This is a genomic window from Kitasatospora sp. NPDC002551 (assembly GCF_040296005.1).
Lineage (GTDB): Bacteria > Actinomycetota > Actinomycetes > Streptomycetales > Streptomycetaceae > Kitasatospora.
This window is the reverse complement of sequence record NZ_JBEOWI010000014.1, coordinates 53,101-70,242: the sequence shown is the minus strand read 5'-3', so window position 1 is coordinate 70,242 and position 17,142 is coordinate 53,101. Positions and strand designations below refer to the sequence as shown.

Annotated in this window: 8 protein-coding genes; 5 read left to right on the top strand and 3 right to left on the bottom strand. The window is 75.3% G+C overall.

The genetic code is table 11. The annotated features are described in order from the left end of the window. Positions 1–69: 69 nt before the first annotated feature. The 5 genes from ABT093_RS15210 to ABT093_RS15190 all read left to right on the top strand — a co-directional run bounded on the left by ABT093_RS15210 (position 70) and on the right by ABT093_RS15190 (position 12,122). The gene (locus ABT093_RS15210; protein WP_350564314.1) at positions 70–5,925 is read left to right on the top strand and encodes an RHS repeat domain-containing protein; all 5,856 of its coding nucleotides are present in this window, start codon (positions 70–72) and stop codon (positions 5,923–5,925) included. Next, a complete protein-coding gene (locus ABT093_RS15205; RefSeq protein WP_350564313.1) occupies positions 5,922–7,031 on the top strand; it encodes a hypothetical protein in 1,110 nt (369 codons plus the stop codon). Before ABT093_RS15210 ends, ABT093_RS15205 begins: the two co-directional genes overlap by 4 nt. 109 nt (positions 7,032–7,140) lie before the next feature. Beyond that, the gene (locus ABT093_RS15200) at positions 7,141–9,891 is read left to right on the top strand and encodes an AAA family ATPase (protein ID WP_350564311.1); all 2,751 of its coding nucleotides are present in this window, start codon (positions 7,141–7,143) and stop codon (positions 9,889–9,891) included. Between the two features lie 116 nt (positions 9,892–10,007). After that, on the top strand, positions 10,008–10,973 hold the full coding sequence (locus ABT093_RS15195) for an AraC-like ligand-binding domain-containing protein (RefSeq protein ID WP_350564309.1): 966 nt from the start codon (positions 10,008–10,010) through the stop codon (positions 10,971–10,973). Positions 10,974–11,054: 81 nt separating this feature from the next. Further along, a complete protein-coding gene (locus ABT093_RS15190; RefSeq protein WP_350564307.1) occupies positions 11,055–12,122 on the top strand; it encodes an alpha/beta hydrolase in 1,068 nt (355 codons plus the stop codon). 143 nt (positions 12,123–12,265) lie between these two features. On the opposite strand, the gene ABT093_RS15185 is transcribed toward ABT093_RS15190, so the two are convergent. The 3 genes from ABT093_RS15185 to ABT093_RS15175 all read right to left on the bottom strand — a co-directional run bounded on the left by ABT093_RS15185 (position 12,266) and on the right by ABT093_RS15175 (position 17,075). Beyond that, positions 12,266–12,790: a DoxX family protein gene (locus tag ABT093_RS15185; RefSeq protein ID WP_350564306.1), complete on the bottom strand. Its 525-nt coding sequence runs from the start codon at positions 12,788–12,790 to the stop codon at positions 12,266–12,268. 106 nt (positions 12,791–12,896) lie between these two features. After that, the gene (locus tag ABT093_RS15180) at positions 12,897–14,765 is read right to left on the bottom strand and encodes an amidohydrolase (RefSeq protein WP_350564435.1); all 1,869 of its coding nucleotides are present in this window, start codon (positions 14,763–14,765) and stop codon (positions 12,897–12,899) included. 291 nt (positions 14,766–15,056) lie between these two features. Then, on the bottom strand, positions 15,057–17,075 hold the full coding sequence (locus ABT093_RS15175; RefSeq protein ID WP_350564304.1) for an FAD/NAD(P)-binding protein: 2,019 nt from the start codon (positions 17,073–17,075) through the stop codon (positions 15,057–15,059). Positions 17,076–17,142 lie beyond the last annotated feature (67 nt).

Sequence of the window (17,142 nt, the reverse complement as noted above, 5' to 3'; positions counted from 1 at the left end):
CGGGCGCGCGGAGCGGCCGACAAATCGCCGGGCCTGAAAGCGAATTCACTGCGGAAGCAGTCCGACGACGTGCCCGCCGGAAAGCTGGGCGTCACAGTCGCCGACCGGGAGAAGGCCCGGGCGGCGGGGATCGACGGTGTTCTGTTCTCGGTGGCCGGCCCCGGTTCGGGCGGCGCGGAGAAGGTCGACGTCTCCCTCGATTACTCCGCCTTCACCAAGGCGTACGGCGGTGACTGGGCGTCACGCCTCACCCTGGTGCGGCTGCCCGATTGTGCGCTGACCACACCGGAGAACGCCGAGTGCCGGACGCCGCAGCCGCTGGCGTCCGTCAACGAGCCCGCGAAGGGCACCGTTTCGGCCTCCGTGGACGCACCGGCCCGCCCGGCCGTGGCGGCGAAGAGCGCCCCGCTCGCCGCCGTGGCCGCCGCCGACGCCGGCGCGCCGATGGTGCTCGCGGCCACCGCCGCGGCCTCCGGGCCGTCCGGTGACTACAAGGCGACCTCGCTCCAGCCGTCCGGCGCCTGGACGGCCGGCGGCTCCACCGGCAGCTTCGACTGGTCCTACCCGATCAGCGTGCCCTCGGTGCCGGGCGGGCTCCAGCCCACGGTGACGCTCGGGTACTCCTCGTCCTCGGTGGACGGACGCACCTCGGCCTCCAACAACCAGCCGGGCTGGCTGGGTGACGGCTGGTCCTACGAACCCGGCTTCATCGAGCGGCGCTACAAGGGGTGCAACGACGACCAGTCCGGCGGGACCAACACCGCCAAGGTCGGCGACCTGTGCTGGTACACCGACAACGCGGTGCTGTCGCTCGGCGACAAGCACACCGAGCTGGTCCACGAGGCCGGCAAGGGCTGGCACCCGGCGAGCGACTCGGGCGAGAAGGTCGAGAAGCTCAGCGGCGCGACCAACGGTGACAACGACGGTGAGTACTGGAAGATCACCACGCTCGACGGCACCCAGTACTTCTTCGGCCTGAACCGCCTGCCCGGCCACCAGTCCGGCTCGGCCGAGACGAAGTCGGCGTGGACGGTGCCGGTGTTCGGCAACCAGTCCGGCGAGCCGTGCTACAACTCCTCGTTCGCCAGTGCCTGGTGCCAGCAGGCCTGGCGCTGGCAGCTGGACTACGTGGTCGACCCGCGCGGCAACGCGATGGCGTACTACTGGAACACCGAGTCCAACAACTACGCCCGCAACTGGAGCACCACCACCGGCAAGGGCACCACGACGCCGTACGTGCGCGGCGGCTGGCTCGACCGCGTCGAGTACGGCCTGCGCTCGGACACCGTGTACAGCGCGAAGCCGACCGGCGTCGTCAAGTTCGACGTCGACGAGCGGTGCCTGGCCTCCTGCGGCACCTTCGACGACACCAACGCCAAGAACTGGCCGGACGTCCCGTTCGACCAGTACTGCAAGGACGGCGCGGACTGCAAGACCAACGCCTCGCCGACCTTCTGGTCCCGCAAGCGGCTGACCGCCATCACCACCAAGGTGCTCACCGGCGGTGCCCACCAGGACATCGACGCCTGGAACCTGACGCAGAGCTTCCCGCCCTCGGGCGACGGCATCTCCACGCCGATGTGGCTTGCCTCGATCACCCGCACCGGCAAGAGCAACGGCTCGGTCCCGCTCCCGCCGGTCACCTTCGCGGGCGAGCAGCTGGCCAACCGCGTCGACAGGACCGGTGACGGCCTCGCGCCGTTCGTCCGGCTGCGGCTGTCCGAGATCACCACCGAGACCGGCGGCACCATCGGGGCGTACTACTCCGCGCAGGACTGCACCCCCACCACCCTCCCGCCCTCGGACGGCAGCAACACCACCCGCTGCTTCCCGGTGAAGTGGGCCTACGAGGGCACCACCGCCAAGCTCGACTGGTTCAACACGTACGTGGTGACCAAGGTCGTCGAGAGCGACAACATCGTCGAGAGCCCCGACAAGGTCACCGAGTACGCCTACCTCGACGGCGCCGCCTGGGCGAAGAACGAGGACGAGTTCACCAAGGCCGAGGACCGCGTTCACTCCGTGTTCCGCGGCTACGGCCGGGTGCAGACCCGGCAGGGCGCCGGCTACGACGCCCGGACCCTCACCGAGGCCCGCTACTTCCGGGGCATCGACGGCGCCCAGGTCGCCGACTCCACCGGCGCCGTGGTCACCGACCGCCCGCAGTTCGCCGGCCAGGTCCGCGAGAAGGTCACCTACAACGGCGACGGCGGCGCGCTGGTCGCCGCCACCTCCTACACGCCCTGGCGCTCGGCCGCGGCGACGGCGACCCGCTCCAGGAGCGGCCTGCCCGCCCTGGAGGCGTACCTCACCGGCGTGGAGAAGGAGCGCACCCGCACCGCGGTCACCGGCGGCGAGCGCGTCACCTCGCTGTCCCGGACCTTCGACCAGTACGGCCTGGTCGGCTCCGTCTCCGACCTCGGTGACGAGGCGAACGGCAACGACGACACCTGCACGACCACGACGTACGCCCGCAACACCGGGGCCTGGATGCTCGACCGGGTCGCCCGGGTGGAGACCGTCGCCGCGGCCTGCGGCGCCGCCGTCAGCCGCCCGGCCGACGTGATCTCCGACCAGCAGACCTTCTACGACGGCGCGACCGCCCTGGACGCCGCGCCCACCAAGGGCCTGGCCACCGAGACCCGGACGATCAACGGGGCCGGCACCGGCTACGACACCGTCTCCCGCACCGGCTACGACGGCTACGGCCGGGCCGTCTCGGCCTTCGACGCCTACGGCAAGGAGACCACCACCGCCTACACCCCGGCGGCGGGCGAGGTGCCCACCCAGGCCGTCGTCACCAACCCGCTCGGCCACACCAAGACCACCACGCTGGACCGCCGGGGCCAGGAACTGGCGATCACCGACGCCAACAACAAGGTCACCACCACCGCGTTCGACGCGCTGGGCCGGGTCACCAAGGTCTGGCTGCCGACCCGCTCGGCGACCACCTATCCCGACTCGCCCAACTACTCCTACGACTACCAGGTCCGCAACGACGGTGTGAACGTCATCAGCACCGCCACCCTCCAGCACGACTCCACGTACCTCACCCGGTACGTGCTGATGGACGGCCTGCTGCGCACGCGGCAGACCCAGGAGCCCTCGCCCGGCGGGACGGGCCGGCTGGTCCAGGAGACCTTCTACGACACCCGCGGCCTGGCCTGGCGGGACTCCGGCAAGTTCTACGCCGACGGCGCCGCCGAGGGCGTCCTGGTCCTCGGCCAGGAGCTGAAGTACCCCGCCTCCACCGACACCCTGTACGACGGCGCGGCGCGCGCGACCGCCGTCATCAGCAAGCGGTTCGGCGACGAGACCAAGCGGACCACGACCACCTACCTGGGCGACGCCACCACGGTCGTCCCGCCGCAGGGCGCCGTGGCCACCACCACCTACACCGACGGCCGGGGCCGCAAGACCGAGGTCAAGGAGTACACCGACGCGGCCCGCACCACCTCGCAGTCGATGAGGTACGCCTACGACAAGCGCGGACGGCTGACCGAGATCAGCGACCCGGCCGGCAACAAGTGGACCACCGGCTACGACGTGCGCGGGCGCGTGGTGCAGACCGACGACCCCGACAAGGGGCGGAACACCACCGTCTTCGACGCGGGCGACCGGCCGGTGGAGACCACCGACGCGCGCAACGTCACCCTGCACACCGACTACGACGCGATCGGCCGGCGCACCGCGCTCAAGCAGGGCTCGACCGTCCTCTCCGAGTGGGTCTACGACACGGTGGCCAAGGGCCAGCTGTCGAAGACCGTCCGGCACGCCGACGGCTCGGACTACGTGGTGGAGGTGACGGCCTACAACAGCCTGTACAAGCCGACCGCCAACCAGGTCACCATCCCCGCCGCCGAGGGTGCCCTGGCCGGCACCTACAAGTGGACCACCTCCTACAACGCCAACACCGGCCAGCCGATGTGGAGCCAGCAGCCCGCCGCCGGCGGACTGCCCCAGGAGCGGGTCACCAACGCCTACACGCCGACCACGGGCCTGGCCGCGACCGTCTACGCGGGCAGTGACGCGATCCTCGCCTCCGCCGTGTACGACCACTACGGGCGCACCACCCGCGAGGAGTTCGGCGCGTTCGGCAAGCAGCTCTGGGCGTCGTACGAGTACGACGAGCACACCGGGGCGCTGACCCGGGCGGTCACCGACCGGGAGACCGCCCCGCAGCGCATCGACGACACCGGCTACAGCTACGACCCGGCCGGCAACGTCACCGGGATCACCACCAGCAGCGGCCAGGACGCGGCGCGGGTCACCGACCGCCAGTGCTTCACGCTGGACGGGCTGCGCCGGATCACCGAGGCGTGGACGGCCGGGGGCACCTGCGCGGCCGGCCCGCAGGGCAACGTGGCGGGCCCGGACGCCTACTGGACGTCGTACACCTACGACGCGCTGGGCAACCGCACGACCGAGGTGCGGCACGACAGCGCCACCGGCGGCGCCGGCGACGTCAGCCGCACCTACGCCATCCCGGCCCCGGGCGCGGGCCGCCCGCACGCGCTGACCTCGGTCTCCGAGGCCGGGCCGGGCGGCACCCGGGTCGACCAGTACGGCTACGACGCGGCCGGCAACACCACCTCCCGGCAGACCGCGAGCGGGTCGCAGACCCTCGAATGGGACGCCGAGGGCCACCTGGCCAAGGTCACCCAGGGCGCGGCCGTCAGCAGCTACCTGTACGACGCCGAGGGCACGCGGTTCATCCGCCGCGACTCCACCGGCACCACGCTCTACCTCCCGGGTGGCAACGAACTGCTGCTCCCGAAGAGCGGCCCGGTGGTGGGCACGCGCTACTACTCCGTCGGCACCAGGACGGTCGCCGTGCGGACCGGGGGCGCGCTGACCTTCCTGCTGGCGGACCGCCAGGGGACGGCGACCGTCCAGGTGGACGCCCAGACCCAGGCGGTGACCCGGCGCAAGACCACCCTGTTCGGCGGGCCGCGCGGCCCGCAGGCCACCACCTGGTCCGGCCAGCGCACCTTCGTCGGCGGCACCCAGGACGCCGACACCGGCCTGACCCACATCGGCGCGCGCGAGTACGACCCGGTCACCGGCCGGTTCATCAGCGTCGACCCGCTGCTGACCACCGAGGACACCCAGCAGCTGCACGCCTACGCGTACGGCAACAACAACCCCGTCACCTTCAGCGACCCGTCGGGTCGGAAGATGTGCGCGGACAGCTGCGCGCCGGGCGAGGCCTGGGTCGGCAGCAACGGCGTCTACCACGAGGGCACCTCGTCGGCGCCCTCGACGCCCTCGCCGACCTGGGGGGTGGAGGCCGGACGGGTCGCCACCGACGCGGTGAGCGCCTACACCTTCCTCTACACCGAGAACGCCAACCGCCGCCGCAACCAGTACCGGGCCTCCGACCGGATCGCCAGGGACACCGCGCAGGAGATGCGGAAGGTCTACGGCGACAGGGCGGCCGCCCAGTGGGCCGTCGACGAGCGCAACGCGCTGCGCAGCCACTACCGGACCCCGTTCGAGGACTGGTACCTGCCGCGCAAGCGGGGGGAGCGGGACTTCCCCACCTACGACGCGCTGCGGCAGCGCAAGTCGGACGCCGAGATCATCGAGAGCGCGGCGAAGACCAACCCCCGCGCGAACCAGCTGGCCAAGGTGTCCAAGATCGGCGGCCGGGTCATGCTGGGGGTCGACATCGGCATCGGGGTCTACGAGGTCGCGACCGCACCCGAGGGCGAGAAGGTCCGCACCGCGGCCCGGGAGGCGGGCGGCATCGGCGGTGCCCTCGCCGGCGCCAAGGGCGGTGCCGTGATCGGCGCGGCCGTCGGTAGCCTCTTCCCCGGTCCCGGGACAGCCATCGGGGCCGTCGCGGGCGGCGTCATCGGCGCGGCGGCCGGCAGTTACGTCGGCCGGAAGATCGGCGGCTGGGTGGGAGGACTGTTCAAGTGACGGAGCCGATGCGGGGCGCGGCCCCGGCGGTGGCGCTGCGGGAGGGCGACGACCTGGTCGTCGCCGAACTGCGGGCGGGCGGGCTGCACCGGCAGTCCCGGCTGCCGGGCTGCCAGGCCCGCGAGCTGCGGCCGTATCCGGTGCGGATCGTCCGCCACGACCGCGGAGTCTCGGTCGTCGCGGCCTCCGTCGACGGCGGCGCTCCGGTGCACGTCGCGGACGGTGCGGGCGGGGAGTTCAGCACCCTCCCGGCCTCGCCGGCCACCGATCCGCAGCCGGGCCAGTACCACGTGCTGCGGGACGGGACGACCGTGCTGATCGGTGCGGAGCACCGGCCGACGCCCCTGGGGACGGTGCGCAGCGTGCACCGGCTGCCCTGGGGGGCGACGGCCTGGGAGGAGGTGCCGGTCCCGGAGCACTACCTCGTCCTGGGAGCCACCGGCACGCCCCGGGAGCCGCTGGTGCTGACCGGCGGCAGGCTGGAGCCCCCGGACCGCTCCGGCGAGCCGCGGCGGCGCCCCGTGCTGCTCACCCCGGCTCCCGCCGGGGACGGGTGGCGCGAGCTGGACCTCACCGGGTGGGGCCGGCCGTCGGTCGGCCTGGGCCTGCGGTTCGGCGGGGCCATGGTCGACGCCCGGACGGGTGCGTTCGCGACGGCGGCCGGCACCGGGGACCTCTGGTGCGCGCTCACCGAGTTCGGCGAGTGGTGGGAGCACACCCTGCTCTACGGGGCGGACGCGGCCGCACGGTCGTGGTCCTTCCACCGCCTCTCCCACGACAGCGTGGCGGGGCGCCCCTCGGTCACGGCGGACGGTGTCACCGCCGTCTCGGCCGCCGGGCTGCTGCTGCGCTACACCCGGAAGAGCCACCGCTGGACGTCCGCGGACCTGCGGCCCGTGCTGCGCGGGCTGCTGCCCGGCGCCGCCGGTGCGGTCGTCACCGACATGGCGGTGACGGGGGACCGGATGCTCCTCGCGGTCGGCCCCTCCGGCGGGGAACCGCCCAGGGCCGGGCTCGTCTGCTCGCTCCCGCTGGACGGGACGGCCGCCGAGACCGTGTACGACGCGGCGGATCCGGACCGCGAGGTGCTGGCCCTGATGGCCTGACACCCGTGCGACCCCGGGGCCCCGCTCCTCCCTCGGGAGGAGCGGGGCCCCGCAGGCGATAACCTGGGGTGCCCCACAGGCGGGCCGGCCGACCCCAGAGGAAAGAAGCGTGGCGCACGACAGGCAGGACCCGGCCCTGATCGGGCGGCAGCGGGAGACCGGACTGCTGGCCGCCGCCCTGGCCCGGGCCGGGGACGGCACCGGCGGCGCCACGGTCCTGCTGCGCGGAGACGCGGGCGTCGGCAAGAGCACCCTGCTGGCCTGGACCGAGCGCGCCGCCCGCGAGCGCGGGTTCACCGTGCTGCGCGCCGTCGGCGCGGAGGCCGAGACCGACCTCGCGTTCGGCGCCCTGCACCAGGCGTTCTGGTCGCTGCTGCAGCGCTCCGGCGCGCTCTCCGCCCACCAGCGCGACGCCCTGGAGAGCGCGTTCGGCGCCCGCTCCGGCACCCCTAGCGGCTTCGCCGTCGGCGCCGCGGCCCTGACCCTGCTCGACGAGGCGGTGCGCACCGCCCCCGTCCTGCTGGTCCTGGACGACCTGCACTGGATCGACTCCTCCAGCACCACCGTCTTCGGCTTCCTGCACCGGCGCTGCGCCGAACTGCCACTGGTGATCGTCGGCGCCACCCGCCCGGACGGCCCGTCCGCCCAGACCTGGTCGGCCGAGGCCGTCGACGTCCGGGCGCTGCCCCGGGCGGACGCGGCCGCACTGCTCGGCACCCGCTACCCCGAGCTGGCCGGGCGCGCCCGTGACCGGGTGCTCGCCGAGGCGGCCGGCAACCCGCTGGCCCTGGTGGAGCTGCCCCGCCAGCTCGCAGCCGCCCAGCAGCGCGGGGTCGCCCCGCTGCCCGAACGGCTGCCGCTGGGCCGCCGGCTGGAGCGGCTGTTCACCGAACGCCTCGACGCGATGACCCCGGAGGTCGGCCGGCTGCTGCTGCTCGGCGCCCTGGCCACCGGGCCGGACCTCAGCAGCGGCGTGTGGCTGCGCGCCGTCCCGGACGGCGGCGTCCGGGAGACCCTGGAGCGGATCGAGGCGGACGGCCTGGCCCGGCTGGACGCCGCCGGGCAACTGGTGTTCCGCCACCCGCTGGCCCGCACCGCCGTGGTCTCCGCGGCCTCCGACGCCGCGCTGCGCGAGGCCCACCGGGCCCTGGCCGGCACCCTCGCGCCGGACGACCCCCGGCGCCTGGCCCACGAGGCCGCCGCCGCCCTGCTCCCCGACGCGGACCTCGCGCACCGCCTGGAGGAGGCGGGCCGCGACCTCGCCCTGCGCGGCGGCGACGCCGAGGGCGCGCTGCTGCTCGAACGCGCCGCCGTGCTCAGCCCCGACGAGGGCGACCGCGTCCGCCGGCTCACCTGGGCCGCGGTGATGGCCGCCCGCGGCGGGCGGCTGCGGCACACCGCCGCCCTGGTCGAGGAGCTGAAGACCAGCACCGTCCCGCCGGACGTCGCGCCGCTGTTCGCGTACGCGGTGGTCTACGCCGACCAGAGCCACCACGTCGACTTCGCCTCCTCGGCCGCCCTGCTGCCGGCCGCCCTGGACACCCTGACCGCGCCGGGCGCCGACACCTTCGGCGGGCTGGCCGAACAGGCCTTCTTCAAACTGGTGCTGGCCGCGAGCTACACCGACGACCCCTGGGTCTGGCAGGCGCTGCACCGGCACCGGGACGCCGTCTCCGAGATGGGCCGGCTCTGCCTGCGGGCCTGGACCGAACCGGGCCCGGGCGTCGCCGACGCCCTGATGGCGGCGGGCCGGGAGATGACCGCGGAGCAGGAGGCCGGCGTGGCCTGGCTGCTGCTCTGGACCACCTCGGCCCTCGACTGCCCCGAGCCCGGCCTGTGGCAGCGCTTCACCGGGCTGCACGGCTACGCGAGCCAGGGCTCGGTGGCCAAGGCCAAGTGCCACCAGGACTTCCTGCTCGGCGACTGGGACCGGGCCGGGGACTGCCTGCGCGAGGCGGAGATCGCCGAGGAGCTCGGCTACCACACCAACGCCCTGCTGTTCCGCCAGTACCACGCCCACTTCCTGGCCGGCCGCGGCGACGAGGCCGGGCTGGCGGCCGTCGACCGGGCGGTCCGCCCGGCCGCCACCCGCTCCCGGATGCGCTACGTCCTGGACCGCCTGACCCATCTGCGCGGACTGGCCGCGCTCGCCCACCAGCGCCACGAGGAGGCGTACGCGCACTTCTGCGAGCTCGTCGTGCCCGGCCGGCTCTCCGGCGGACCGCCCTGGCACCACGCGCTGGTGTTCGACCTGGTGACGGCCGCCGTGCACACCGGCCGCCGGGAGGAGGCACTGGCCCACCTCGCGGCGGCGCGGGCCGCCCGCTCCGCGGAGATCTCCGGCCGGCACGCCTTCCTGGTCGCGGCCGCCGCCGCGGCGGCGGCCGAGGACGACGACGCCGAGGACGCCTACCGCGCGGCGTACGAGGTGCCGGGCGCCGAGCGGTGGGTCTTCGACCTCGCCCGGCTGCGGCTCGCCCACGGCTCCTGGCTGCGCCGGCGCCACCGCTCGGGGGCCCGGGAGGTGCTGCGCACGGCGCGCCACGTCTTCCGCCGGCTGGAGGCGGCGCCCTGGGCGCAGCAGTGCGAGGAGGAGCTGCGGGCCGCCGGCGAGGCGGTGGTCCCGCCGCAGCGCGCCCGGGCCGCCGAACCGGCCGCCCCGGCCCTGCTGACCGGCCAGGAGCTGCGGATCGCCCGGCTGGCCGCGACCGGCCTCACCAACAAGGAGATCGGCCGGCGGCTGCAGCTCTCGCCGCGCACCGTCGCCGCGCACCTCTACAAGATCTTCCCCAAGCTCGGCATCACCTCCCGCGCCGCCCTCGCCCACGCCCTGAGCCACGGCCACGCCGGCCTGACCTAGCGCGGATCCCGGCCGCCGCCCGGTACGGCAGTCAGATGACCTAACCCACCGCTTGCCCGATCGGTCAGGCTGATCGGGCAGGGAGTCGAGGGAAGGGCGGTCAGATGGGCGTACGGGTGACGACCGCGTCGGTTCCGGACGGCGAGAAGGCGGCGTACCTCGGCGGGGCGGTGTCGCGCACCCTGGTGCCGCTGGAGCTGCGCCCGCTCACCGGGCGGCCGTTCGACGGGCTGCTCGTCTCCCACCGGCTCGGGTACGTGCGGGTCTCCACGCTGGAGGCGGACGCCGCCCGGTTCTCCCGCACGGCGGCGCTGATCGCCCGCGCCCCGCGCAGCGAACCGCAGGTCGGGGTCGGCGTGCAGGTGTCGGGCCGGGCCGTGCTGGAGCAGGACGGCCGCCGCGCCGAGGTGGCGGCCGGCGGGCTCGTCCTCTACGACACGGCCCGCCCGTACGCCTTCGACTACCCCGAGCGCTTCCGCACCCACCTGTTCCACCTGCCGCGCCGGCTGCTCGGCGTGCCCGAGCAGGACCTGCGGCAGGCCTCGGCGACGGCCGTCGGGCCCGGGGACGGCTGCGGGCCGGTGCTGCTGTCGTTCCTCGACGTGCTCGCCGCCTCCGCGCACTCCTACCCCGCGCAGGTCGGCGACCGGCTGGCCGGCGGCGTCGCCGACCTGCTCGGCGCGCTCGTCGCCCAGCTCACCCTCGGCCGGGCGGCGGAGGAGCCGGACACCCCCAACGCGCACCTGGTCCGCCGGGTGCGGGAGTACATCGAGCGGCACCTCGGCGATCCCGGCCTCGGGCCCGAGCGGATCGCCCAGGCCCACCACATCTCCGTCCGGTACCTGCACCGGCTGTTCGAGGGGGAGGGGGTGACGGTCGGCCGGCTCGTCCAGCAGCGCCGCCTGGAGGCGTGTGCCCGCGAGCTGGCCCGGCGCGGCCGGACGGCGCCGACGGTGTCGGCGGTCGCCCAGCGCTGGGGGTTCGTCAATCCGGCACACTTCAGCCGGGCCTTCCGTGCCGCCTACGGCGTGCCGCCGCGTGAATGGCGCGCGCAGCGGTTAGGAGCGGAGGGAGCCGGCTGACGATCCGGCCCACCGCGGCCCGTGCCCCGTTCCCCGGGGCAGCGCCGCAGCGCACCACCGACCGAAGCCAGGAGCGAAGAGTTGTCCGACCCCATCCCCCACCCCGACCGAGGACCGGTGCTCGACCGGGCGCTCCAGGAGTTCCTGGCCGCCCGGGCGGCCGACCGGTCGGCGGGGGAACCGCCGGACCTCGCCGTGCTGCTGCCCGCCGACGACCCGCCCGGCGGTGCCCCGCCCGGCGGTGACGGCTTCGGCGACTCCGGGGGCGGCTTCGGCGCCGGCCGCACGGACGGTGCGGGCGACGCGGACGATCCGGAGGACCCGTACGGCACCTCGACGGAGTGGTTCGCCCTGCCCTGCGGTCCCACCGGACGGGTGTCCGTCCAGGTGACCAGGCCGGCCGGCGCCGCCGGGCCCTGCCCCGTGGTGCTGTTCCTGCCCGGCCTCGGCTGGTCGCCCGGCGGCGGCGCCGGATACCGCCGGCTGGTCCGCGAGGTGGCCCTGGGCACCGACGCCGCCGTGGTGTTCGTCGACTACGCGGGGCCGCCCGCCGCGCGCTACCCGGTGGCCGTCGAGCAGTGCTACGCCGTCGCCCGGTGGATCCAGGCGCACGGCCACGAGATCGGACTGGCGGGGGAGCGGGTCGCCGCCGTCGGCGACTCCGCCGGGGCCAACCTGGTGGCGGCCCTGACGCTGCTGGCCCGCGAGCGCGGGGACGTCCGGCTGGTCCAGCAGGTGCTGGTCTGCCCGGTGACCGACGCCGACTTCGACACCCCGTCCTACCACCGCTTCGCCACCGGGTACTTCCTGCACCGCGACCACATGCGCCGGTACTGGGACGCCTACCTTCCCGACGAGCGGCGGCGCCGGGAGGCGACCGCCGCGCCGCTGCACGCCACGCTGGAGCAGCTCGCCGGGCTGCCGCCGGCGCTGGTGGTCACCGCCGAGGCGGACGTGCTGCGCGACGAGGGCGAGGCCTACGCGGCCCGGCTCAGGGCGGCCGGGGTGCCGGTGGTCGCGACGCGCTACCAGGGCACCGTGCACGGCTTCCTGCTGCTGGACGCGTGCTGTCCGACCGGTACCGCCCGGGCCGCGCTGATCCAGGTCGTCGACACCGTGCACGTCGCCCTGCACCGCCGCGCCTGGTGACGCCGGCCGGCCCGCCGCGACGACCGCGGGCCGCCCACGACGCCGGCGGCGGCCCGCACCCGGGTGACGCCGGGGCGGCCGCCGTGGCCCGGGCGGTCGCGGAGCCGATCCCCGGAGACCGCCCGGGCGAGCTGCGCGGGGCGTCAGTCGGCGGCGCGCGCACCGGTCACCGTGCCCGGGACGGGGCCCGGGTGGTGCAGGACGGCGCGGGTGAGCAGGCCGCTGACCGGGCCGAACACCGCGGCGGCGACGGCGAGCCAGAGCGGCCAGGAGGTCAGGCCCACGGCGTGGTCGACGGACCACCGGCCCGCGCCGGTGAGCGCGAGCGAGCCCGCGACCACCACCAGCACCATCGGGTACTCGTACCCGTCGTTCTGCACCCAGAGCCCGTGCGGCACCTTGACGGTGACCGCCACCGTCATCACGCCCATGGCGACCATGGCCGCCAGTGGCGTGAGCGCGCCCAGGGCCAGGAACAGGCCCGAGCCGATCTGCCCGGCGCCCGCGGCGAGCGCGGTGAGCGTGCCGCCGCGGAAGCCGTCGTGCCGGAACTCCTCCGTCCCGCCCGCGAGGCCGTTGCCGCCGAGGCGGAAGCTGACCTTCTGCACGCCGTGTCCGGCGATGAGCAGGCCCACCACCACGCGGATGATCAGCAGTCCGGTATCCATCGTGTCCTGTTCCTGTCCCTGGTTCTGTCGCGCTTCTGGGTGTGCTTCCGGACGTGGGCCCGGGTGTGTGTGCGGGGGTGCGTGCGGGTGCCCGCCGGGTCCGGCCTCAGAGGACGAAGCAGGGGTCGAACGGAAGCTCCCGCTCGACGGCCCGGCCGCGCGAGACCCGCCACCGGTGGTGCAGCTCGGACTCCGCGACGACCTCGCCGAGCAGCTCGGCCTGGCGGGCGCCGGTGGACTGGTAGCCGCCGAAGCGGGCGACCGGGCTCCAGGCGGGGCTGACCGGCGGGAGCTCCTCGTCCATGCCCTCGTACTCGGCCGCGGCGTGCACGATCCGGCCGCCGACGACGGTCAGCACCGACTCGATGTGCGGGATCTCCTGCTCGGGCACGGTGAAGAAGTCGTCGGACAGCACCGCCAGGTCGCCGTAGTACCCCGGCCGCAGCACGCCCTTGACGTCCTGCTCGCCGGTGAGGGCGGCGCCCGCGGCGGTGTACATCGCGAGCGCGGTCGAGCGGTCCACCCGGTTCTGCGGTGGCCGCAGCGCCAGGCCGCCGACCGTGCGGCCGGAGACCAGCCAGTGCAGGGCCACCCACGGGTTGTAGGAGGAGACCCGGGTGGCGTCGGTGCCGGCCGCGACGTTCAGGCCCCGGTCCAGCATGGCGCGGATCGGCGGGGCCTCGGCGGCGGCGCCGGCGCCGTAGCGGCGGGCGAAGGCCTCGCCCTGGAAGGAGAGCCGGTTCTGCACCGAGAGCGCGCCGCCGAGCGCCGCGATCCGGTCCAGGCTCTCCGCGGAGACGGTCTCCGCGTGGTCGAACAGCCAGCGGTTCCCGGCCGGGAAGAGGCCCTCGGCGGCGAGCTTCTCGAACACCGCGAGGTCGCGCCGGATCGTCTCGTCGTAGGTGGCGTGCAGCCGGAAGCCCCAGCCGTTCTCCATGAGCAGCCGGACGGCCTTCTCGAACTCCGGCTCGTACGGGCCGAGTTCGGGGCGCGGCTCGGTGAAGTTCTCGAAGTCGGCGGCGGCCCAGGTGAGGTTCTCGCCGGCGCCGTTGAGCCGCAGCCAGCCGTCGCCGTCCTCGGGGCGGACCGTCTCGATCCAGCGGGTGAGGTCGTCGAGTTCCTGCCCGGCGGTCTGCGGGAACAGGTGGTAGGCGATGCGCAGCGAGAGCAGGCCCTCGCGGGCGAGTTCGGTGACCGTCGCGTAGTTCTCCGGGAAGTTCTGGAACCCGCCGGCGGCGTCGATCGCGGAGGTCAGGCCGAAGCGGTTCAGTTCCCGCAGGAAGTGCCGGGTGGAGGCCTTGCGGTCCTCGGGCGCCAGGGCGGGGGCCTTGGCGAGCGTGGAGTAGAGCACGAGCGCGCTGGGGGCGGCCAGCAGCATGCCGTTGGGCTCGCCGTCGCGGCCCCGGACGATCTGGCCGCCCTTCGGGTCGGGGGTGCCCCTGGTGTAGCCGACGGCCTTGAGCGCGGCGCGGTTGAGGATCGCCGACTGGTAGAGGTGCAGGACGAACACCGGGGTGTCCGGCGCGGCCTCGTTCAGCTCGGCGGGCGTCGGCAGCCGGCGCTCGGCGAACTGCTCGGCCGACCAGCCGCCGACCACCCGTACCCACTGCCCGGCGGGCGTGCGGGCGGCCTGCTCGCGCAGCATCGCCAGCGCCTGGCGCAGCGACCGCACGCCGTCCCAGCGCAGTTCGAGCACGTAGCTGAGGCCGCCCCGGATGACGTGCAGGTGCGCGTCGTTGAGGCCGGGCACGACGCGCCGGCCGAGCGCGTCCACCACGGTGGTGGACGGTCCGACGAACGGGGCGACGTCGGCGTCGTCCCCGACGGCGGTGATCACGCCGCCGCGGATGGCGAGGGCGCCGGCCTGGGGGCGGCGGGTGTCCCCGGTGTGGATCCTGGCGTTGCGGACGACGACGTCGGCGGCGTTCGCGCCCGCGTCCTCCTCCGTGCGGGGGACGAGCCCGCCGACCGGCATGACAGACACCTCGAAAGCCTCCTGTGCTGGGGTGCGGCCGCCGCCCGGTGCGGGCGGTGGCGGACGGGGCGGGAGCGGGCCTGGACGCGTGGGTCCGGGGCCGGTCCGGCCACCTGACAGGACGGTAGGCAGGGGGCGGGGCGGGGGATTTCCCCACAGCGCACTGCCTCCGACCCGGCAGCGCACCGTCCGCGGAAGGGCGGCCGGACACGCGGCGAGCCCCGGCTCCCTGCGTCCGGGCGGGACGGCGGGAGCCGGGGCTCGCGGGGTGGCGGTGCGGGTGTGGGCGGTTCAGCGGGCCTGGCCGGGCCGGACGGGGGTGCGCGGGGCGGGTCGGCGCTGGGCCGGGACGACGGCCACCGCCGGGCGCAGCGGGTGCAGGGCGAGCACGGCGCGGGCGATCGCGTCGGAGTCGCCGAGGGTCACCGAGTTGACGCCCGGGCGGATGCCGGCCGCGGTGACCCAGTGCACCGCCTCGGTGGGGATCCCGTAGGCGAAGCGGCGCGGGTGGGCCCGCCCCCGCGCGTCCAGCAGGTGGTACGGGCGCTCGGTGACCGCCAGCCCGCCCGTCTCGTACCCGGGCCCGGCGGTGTCGGGGATCCGGTAGACGCCGGCCTGCCCGTCGTCCAGCAGGCCGCGCAGCAGGCGGTCGCCGGTGCGGCGCAGGTCGGGCTCGGGCAGCCGGGCCTCGACCAGGACGCCGGCGCGCAGCGGCGGGGCGTCGACGGCGGGCGAGTGGGCGGTGAAGGCGGGCTGGGTGCCGCGCGGGTCGAGGGTGATCCGGAGGTCCGGGCCGAGCAGGTCGACCACCCCGGCCTCGATCAGGGCGCGCAGTTCGTCGATCCGGGAGGCTGGCGGGCCGATGGACAGGAAGGCGTTCAGCGGGGTGTACCAGGACTCCAGGTCGTCGCGGTAGGAGGAGCCCTCGATGCCGCCGTGGTCGACCGCCAGCCGGATCTCGTTGCGCAGGTCGCGCAGCACGTCCAGGGCGGCCTTCAGCGGGCCGCTGAGGTTGCCCGCCCGGGCGTCGCGGACGTCGCGCTCCAGGCGCTCGATGATCCAGGCGCGGTGCGCCGCCCGGGAGGGGAAGCGCCGGCCCGCGTACGGGTTGGCCAGCGTCTGCCAGTCCCAGCGCTGTTCGGCGCGCACGCCGTAGCGGTCGAGCAGGCCCGTGGCGCGGCCGGGGCCGTCGGCGGCCAGGTACTCCTCGGCGAGCCGTTCGCCGTCCTCCGGGCGGCCGGCGGCCGCGAGCAGGGTGGCGTAGTAGACGGCCTCGACCTCGCGGGCGACCAGCGGCCACAGGTCGCGGGCGAAGCGCACCGGCTCGCCGGCGGCGGCCCGTTCGCGCAGCCGGGCCGCGTACGCCTCGGTGAGCAGCCGGGGGCGGTGGCGGCCGTGCGGGCCCTTCTCGTTCTCGCCGCGCGCGTGGTACGGGACGCCGCGCCGGGAGCCGGCCAGGATCAGCGGCTCCTGTCCGGAGGGGTGGTAGACGAGCCGGCCGTCGCGTTCGGCGAACCGGCCGCCGCGGCCGCGGGTGAGCAGGGCGAGGTGGTCGAAGAAGTTGAGGCCCAGGCCCCGGAACAGGACCGGGCGGCCGGGCAGCAGGGCGGCGAGGTCGAGGTCGGCGGGGTTGGCGGGCGGCAGGTGGACCAGGCCGTGCGCGGTGGCGGACCTGGTCAGGGTGCGTTCGGCGGCGGTCGGGGCGGTCGCCAGGTGGCCGAGCGCCAGTACCACCGCGTCCAGGTCGGCGATCCGGCGGCCGTTGGCGAGCACGAGCACCTGGGCGGCGCCGGGCAGCGGGTCGGCGTCGGTGAGCCGCACGGCGCGGGTGCGGTGCTCGACGATCCGGCAGTGCGCCGGGGCGGCGGCGCGCACCCGGCGGTGGACGTCGCGCAGGTAGCGGCCGTAGAAGGCGCGGGTCGGGTAGGCGTCGGGTGTGAGGGCGCGGGCCTCGGCCCGCACCTGCTCGTCGTACTCGCCCGGACCGCCTTGCGGGACGGTCGACTTGGCCCACTCGTAGAGGCTGGGGCCCTGCTCGACCGGGCCCTCGATGGTGACGCTCGGGTCGGTGTAGACGGTGACCTGGGAGGCCACGGTGTTCATCAGCAGCAGGCGGGACTGGTTGGTGCGCCAGACCCGGCCGGCGCCGGGCGGGTAGGGGTCGACGAGGTGGACGGTGAGGGCGGCGGCCGAGGGGCGGGCCCGCTCGTTGGCGAGCAGGCGTTCGAGGACGGACAGGCCGCGCGGGCCGGCGCCGACGACGGCGATCCGGCGGTGGCGGGCGGTCGGGCCGGGGGAGTGGGGAGCCATGGGGTGAATGTCCTCCCGTGCTTGGGGCCGTTCGGACGGTGCGGCCCGGTCGGGCCGTTCATCGGGG